This is a genomic window from Pseudomonas edaphica (assembly GCF_005863185.1).
Taxonomy (GTDB): Bacteria; Pseudomonadota; Gammaproteobacteria; order Pseudomonadales; family Pseudomonadaceae; genus Aquipseudomonas; species Aquipseudomonas edaphica.
In genome coordinates this window covers 1-5062 of the sequence record NZ_VBVZ01000461.1, presented here as the reverse complement: position 1 = coordinate 5062, position 5062 = coordinate 1, and the positions used below count along the sequence as shown (strand labels likewise).

General features: G+C 61.1%; 6 protein-coding genes and 1 pseudogene. 3 read left to right on the top strand and 4 right to left on the bottom strand.

What is annotated here, in order from left to right; all coding sequences use genetic code 11:
• Positions 1-172: isochorismatase family protein (locus FEM54_RS24210; protein WP_138453412.1), on the bottom strand; the 172-nt coding region annotated here is incomplete at its 3' end.
• A 227-nt stretch (positions 173-399) separates the two neighbouring features.
• Here FEM54_RS24210 and FEM54_RS24205 point away from each other — a divergent pair.
• Positions 400-1269 carry an alpha/beta hydrolase family protein gene (locus tag FEM54_RS24205; RefSeq protein WP_138453411.1) on the top strand — a complete coding sequence of 290 codons (870 nt, stop codon included), beginning with the start codon at positions 400-402 and terminating at the stop codon, positions 1267-1269.
• Positions 1270-1275: 6 nt separating this feature from the next.
• On the opposite strand, the gene FEM54_RS24200 is transcribed toward FEM54_RS24205, so the two are convergent.
• The 3 genes from FEM54_RS24200 to FEM54_RS24190 are packed head-to-tail and all read right to left on the bottom strand — an operon-like array spanning position 1276 to position 2850.
• A complete protein-coding gene (locus tag FEM54_RS24200; RefSeq protein WP_138453410.1) occupies positions 1276-1977 on the bottom strand; it encodes a 2OG-Fe(II) oxygenase in 702 nt (233 codons plus the stop codon).
• Positions 1974-2243, bottom strand: a complete 270-nt coding sequence (locus FEM54_RS24195; RefSeq protein WP_171045891.1) for a metal-binding protein — start codon at positions 2241-2243, stop codon at positions 1974-1976. Before FEM54_RS24195 ends, FEM54_RS24200 begins: the two co-directional genes overlap by 4 nt.
• Positions 2236-2850: a 2OG-Fe(II) oxygenase gene (locus tag FEM54_RS24190; protein ID WP_138453409.1), complete on the bottom strand. Its 615-nt coding sequence runs from the start codon at positions 2848-2850 to the stop codon at positions 2236-2238. The genes FEM54_RS24195 and FEM54_RS24190 overlap by 8 nt, the downstream gene beginning before the upstream one ends.
• A 211-nt stretch (positions 2851-3061) precedes the next feature.
• Here FEM54_RS24190 and FEM54_RS24185 point away from each other — a divergent pair, with 211 nt between their 5' ends.
• Positions 3062-4780 (top strand): hydrogenase maturation protein, encoded by a 1719-nt coding sequence (locus FEM54_RS24185; protein WP_138453408.1) that lies wholly within the window; start codon positions 3062-3064, stop codon positions 4778-4780.
• Between the two features lie 83 nt (positions 4781-4863).
• Positions 4864-5062 (top strand): annotated as a pseudogene (locus FEM54_RS24180) (GNAT family N-acetyltransferase); the annotation flags it as partial.

Genomic DNA, 5062 nt, shown 5'->3' with positions numbered 1-5062 from the left:
TATGGATGATCTTCACACCGAGTTTTCGGGCTTGCTCAACGGTGGTTGCAGTGTTCGCCAGCATGTCGGTGCTGTGCATGACGCCTTTGACCGCGTCGTGAAACACCCCACCCGCAGTGGTGAAGTCATTTTGGAATTCAATCAGGACCAATGCGGTTTTCGTCGGGTTCATAGTGATGCTCCGTCAGGTGGTTTTTCACAACAGCAGTTATAGGCGCCAAATCCAAGGGCCGCACTCTTCGTGTGGGAGCGGGCTTGCCCGCGAATGCGGTGGGTCAGTCAAAATCCAGGTGTCTGACACAGCGTATCCCCCATAAAAGCCGCCAGTCATAAGATAGTAACTCTGCCCAGGCACAGTGGCGCACCGGTACTCGGACGTCCCTTTGTGCGGATTGACACATGCTGCGAACCACCGGCTTTTGGCTGGGCGTTTTCATGTTGACGCCTGGGTTGGCCCTGGCTGCCCCCGCCACTTTTGTGACGCGGGACATTACATTTGCCAACGCTGATGTTGCACTGGCCGGCACGGTTTACCTGCCCGAGCATCCAGTAGCCGGCGTGGTGCTGGTACACGGTTCCGGCCAGGTGCCGCGTATGAGCAGTTTTGCCACAACCCTGGCCCAACGTGGCATCGCGGTGTTGACCTACGACAAACGCGGCGTCGGGCAATCTGGCGGTGTGTACGCTGGCCCGGAAGTCGGCGGCAATAACCTCGACGCTTCCAATCTGGCGGCGCTGGCGGGTGATGCGAATGCGGCGCTCGTGGTGTTATCCACCACGCTTGCGGCCAACCCAGTGCCCGTTGGGCTGGTGGGTTTCAGCCAGGCGGGCTGGATCATTCCCCTTGCCGCCGAGCGTAATCGGAGCATCAACTTCATGGTGCTATTCAGCGGCCCACTGCTGACGACACTTGAGCAGCTACGGTTCCAGTTTCTGACCCAGGGCAAGGCAGATTTCTGGCATACCCACAGCGAGGCCGATGCCCGCCAACATATCGCGCAAGACCCGGACCGCTATGATTTTGCCGCTACCGACCCACGCGCCGCACTCGCCAGCATCTCGGTGCCGGGGCTATGGTTGCTGGGCGGCCAGGACCTGCAAACCCCGGCGTTCATGGCCATCGAACGGCTGGGTGCGCTTAAAGCCCAGGGCAAACCCTTTGAATACCGGCTGTATCCCGAGTTGGGGCACAACGTCTCGCCCGGCGGTGCAGGCCAGTCGGTTGATGATGCGGTTAAGTGGATCAAGGGCGTGAAGCTAACCCGTTGACAGCATTCATTTGGCATCGTGAAAGATGATGCCCAGCGTGTGGCGCTCTCCGCGATGCAGGCGGCTCACCCCATGACGCACGCTGACTGTGCAAAAACCACGCGCGGAACGTGCCGGGCGGCTGTTGACGGCAAAGATCAGTGCCTGGCCTTGTTCAAGGGGCACTACCTCAGCCCGTGCGGGTTTGCTGGAGCCGGTGTGAGTGAGCACGAACTCACCCCCTTCGAAGTCCAGGCCTGGCTGGTCCAGCAGGAACACCGCCTGAAACGGAAACACCTGCTCGCCATACAAGTCCTGATGCAGGCAGGTGTAGTCATTTTGCCGATAGCGCAGCATCAGCGGCGTGGGCCTGCATTGGCCGGCCTGGTGACATAGCGCTTTGAATTCCACATGGGTGTTGGGGAATCGTTGATTCATCTTCAGCGCCGCGTGCCAGCGGTTGGCGACTGGTGCGAGGCGCGCGTAAAGATGCGAGCGCAGGCTGTCGACGAGTGCCGGCAGCGGGTAGCGAAAGTACTGGTATTCACCTCGCCCGAAGGCGTAGCGCTGCATGACGATGCGGCTGCGAAAGTGACTTTCATCAGCATAGAGTGCCGCGAGTTGCCGGCAAGTTTGCCGAGTCAACAGTCGTGGCAGCAGGGCGAAGCCGTCGTTCATCAAGGCCGCTTCGATCATTGGCCAATCGAGATTTTCCAGGTGAGTGTTCATAAAGGCTGCTGAAGTTTCCATTGGCGATACTCGGCCGGCATGCACACGGCGCAAGGGCGATAGCCCGCTGCGATGGCGCTGGATTGATTGAGGAAAAACACCCGGTGCTGCACATAGCAGCCACGGGCGATGGCGTGCAGTGCCGCACGGCAATCCAGCGTGCCGTAGCGTTTACCGCGTCGATGACCAGCCAATGTGCCCGGTTCGGCGCTTGAGTAGGCTTGGCCATCGCTGCCCAATACCCGCCACATGCGCTCGTCAGTCATGCGCCGCCCCAGGGCATAAGTGAAAACTGAGCAAAAAACCGCGCCGTTCGCCGCTTCGGACGCTGCTGATCGCGTGTTTCATATTCACCCGGTAGTAACCCTTGCTGCCCTTGAACGGGCGGTGTGCCGTGGTGATCACGGCCAGATCGCCGCGCTGCAACGGCACCACCATCGGCCGTGATTGCATTCTGGGGCGTTGCTCGGTAAGGACACATTCGCCGCCGGTGAAATCCTCGCCGGGCGCAGACAGCACGCCGGCCAACTGAAATGGAAATACGTGCTCGCCCTCGGCGTCCTGCCCCAGCGCCTGGTGCTCGTCTTTGCGCAGGCATGTCAGTTGGGGCAGTGCTTGCTGCTGGCCGACGGCGCGGCACTGCGCATGAAAGTCGGTGAGTTGGGGAGGGTAGCGGTAGGGCAGTTGCAGGATGTCGTTCCACCGGTTGGAAACCTGTGCCAATGGCGGATAAAAGCCGTTCAGTAGGTGGGTGAACAAGCCTGGGACCTCAAGCCCGAACATGCCGGGCAGCACGACGAAACCTTCGCGGTCGAGTTCCAGGCCGATGGTTTGCCAATCCAGGTGTACCAGGGTGGCGGCAAGGGGAGTCATGAAAGCCTCGGTCACTGTGCATTTGCGCCAGTGTAGGCAGGCGCCAACCCACTGAAACTCCGGTTCTTGCGACGCAATTCTCCCTGGCTGACCGAACATTGATCTCGATCAGGTGCCCCGCCTGACAGGCCTTTTAACCTTGCGCTTCCATCAAAGGCCAGGGACGGCTCAATGCGAGCCTGTGGCCGTGCACCTCAAGGAAGAGTCTGCCATGCGATCACTGAAGATCATCTTGTTGTCCTCTGCATTCAACGGTTTGACCCAACGGGCCTGGCTGGATTTGCGCCAGTCTGGGTTTGACCCCAGCGTGGTGCTGTTCACCGATGAAGCCACGGTGTGCCGGCAAATCGAGGCGGCGGACGCCGACCTGGTGATCTGCCCGTTTCTCAAGGACCGCGTGCCGCAGCAGTTGTGGAGCAACCTCGACCGCCCGGTGGTGATCATTCATCCGGGGATTGTCGGTGACCGTGGCGCCAGCGCGTTGGACTGGGCCATCACCCAGCAGGCCCGTCGCTGGGGCGTCACCGCGTTGCAGGCGGTGGAGGAGATGGACGCAGGGCCGGTCTGGTCGACCTGTGAGTTCGACATGCCCGCCGAGGTGCGAAAGTCCGAGTTGTACAACGGCCTGGTGAGTGACGCTGCGATCACCTGTATTCGCGACGTGGTGGAAAAATTCACCCGTGGTGTGCTCCCTGCGCCACTGGATTACACGCAGCCCAACGTTATCGGGCGCTTGCAGCCGAACATGAAGCAGGTAGACCGTGCTTTCAGCTGGCACGACTGCGCGCGCTTCATCAAACGCAGCATCGACGCCGCCGACGGCCAGCCGGGTGTGTTGGCCAGCATCCAAGGCGAGCAGTACTACTTGTACGACGCGCACCTGGATGCACGCCGGGGCCTGCCGGGTGAAATGCTCGCGGTACAGGATGATGCGGTATTGGTCGCAGCCGGCGATCAGAGCGTGTGGGTCGGCTCACTTAAACGCAAGGCCCAGCCAGGCGAGGAAACCTTCAAGTTGCCGGCCCGTCACGTGTTGGCCGGGCGCCTGGCGCGTGTGCCCGTGCTGGACAGCTCAATTGCCCACCAAGCCTTCAATGAACAGGCCTATCAACCGATTCGCTACCGTGAATGCGGCGATGTCGGCGAATTGACCTTCGAGTTCTACAACGGCGCCATGAGCACTGAACAATGCCAGCGGCTGGTCGCTGCACTGCGCTGGGCCAAGGCACGGGACACCCAGGTGCTGCTGATCAAAGGCGGGCGCGGCAGCTTTTCCAACGGCGTACACCTCAACGTCATCCAGGCCGCACCCGTGCCGGGGCTGGAGGCTTGGGCAAATATCCAGGCGATCGATGATGTGTGCCAGGAACTGCTGACCGCCCGGCAACTGGTGGTCAGCGGGCTGACCGGCAGTGCCGGTGCCGGCGGTGTAATGCTGGCCCTGGCGGCCGATATCGTCTTCGCCCGTGCCGGCGTAGTGCTCAACCCGCATTACAAGAGCATGGGCCTGTATGGCTCCGAATACTGGACCTACAGCCTGCCGCGTGCGGTGGGCAGTGAAATTGCCCATAAGCTCACTGAAGAGTGCCTGCCGATCAGCGCCATTCAGGCACAGCAGTGGGGCATGGTGCAGGACATTGGGCCACGTTGCCCGAGTGCGTTCAGTGCATGGTTACTGCAAGCGGCCCAAGGCGCGCTGAGCGATGAGAAATACGCCGCGCAACGCATGCGAAAAGCCACTATCGACCTTGAGCCAATGGATCGCTGCCGCCAAAACGAGTTGGCCCAGATGGAACTGGACATGGTGCACAACCGCCAGCAGTTTGCTGAGAAGTGCCGCAACTTTGTGTTCAAGCGTAAAGCCTGCCAGACGCCGCAACGGTTGATTGCGCCGTGGGCGTTGGCGCGTAAGGGCGAACTGGTCGACTGAGCGGTATTGCGCTGCCCCATGTGCTTGCGAGTGCCATATCCCATGCGCGATGATCTGGCACTGTCAGCGCCTGGAGTACAGTGATGCAATCGCTACCCATACCGCTCTCCATCAAGGGTGTGTTACTTGAGCTGCGCCCGCTGGAAACCGGGGATTTCGAGGCCCTGTATGGCGTCGCCTGCGACCCGTTGATCTGGGCCCAGCACCCCAGCCCCACGCGCTACCAGGAACCGGTGTTTCGCGAATGGTTCGAGCAGGCGCTGGCATCCCCCAGCGTACTGG